Below are 822 nucleotides of genomic sequence, written 5' to 3' on the forward strand. Positions count from 1 at the left end.
GATGCCAGGGCATAATGCACCTCCTCAGATTAATTCTACTCAGCAGCAAATAGGAAATAATACTGACTTAAATACTAGTATACCTCAGGGTAACTGGCAATCTGGTAACACAGTCTCAAATACAAATGTAGTTAAGACACAAGGACAATCTACATTAGGAATAGCCACTGGTAGCAAAGATCCGAAGAATCCAATAAATTGAGGAACAAATATATCATGAAGAAAGCAATTTTTATTCTTTGTATGGGCTTGTTTCCCATGTTTTCTTTTGCCTGTTCTCCAGGTGTAGGCGGTGGCCCCTCTGGAGATCCCCACTGTATGGCTCCCATTTTGGCAAATGACCCATACTACAACGGTTCCATGAATCAACAACAAACTCCAGTTATTGTTCATATCCCTTCTAAATATGGTGCCGTGGCAATGAATATGGATACTGGCTATGCAAGCGGTGTATTAAATCAGGACTCTTTGTCTAAAGCAAAGAAAGCGGCTTTGACTCAATGTAGACAAGGAAACCCAAAGGCTTCTTGCAGAGTAGCTTCTTGGGTTAGAAACGGTTGTATTGCTGCTGCGAGAGGCCAGATAATTAATAACCCAACTCAATGGACGTCTTTTTTTGCAGGAAAAGACAAGGGATTGGCGGAAGCTGCTGCATTGGCCAAATGTAAAGCTGATCCCAAAGTAAGAGATTGTCAAGTTTATTTACCTGAAGGCTGCTCGCTTCCCTAATATCTAAAATCTCAAGGGCCGTCTGAAATTCCGGACGGCTCGTATTAGAATATTGAATTTTACCCATTTCCACTTAAAGAAAATATTATGAAA

The 822-nt window shown here is 40.8% G+C and carries 2 protein-coding genes; both read left to right on the forward strand.

The features are described from left to right. Nucleotides 1–202: hypothetical protein (locus HMPREF2661_RS11695; RefSeq protein ID WP_210400058.1), on the forward strand; the 202-nt coding region annotated here is incomplete at its 5' end. Nucleotides 203–216: 14 nt separating this feature from the next. Beyond that, nucleotides 217–729 carry a DUF4189 domain-containing protein gene (locus HMPREF2661_RS11380; protein WP_079453774.1) on the forward strand — a complete coding sequence of 171 codons (513 nt, stop codon included), beginning with the start codon at nucleotides 217–219 and terminating at the stop codon, nucleotides 727–729. Nucleotides 730–822: the final 93 nt, after the last annotated feature.

The organism is Neisseria sp. HMSC061B04, from assembly GCF_001836705.1.
GTDB lineage: Bacteria > Pseudomonadota > Gammaproteobacteria > Burkholderiales > Neisseriaceae > Neisseria.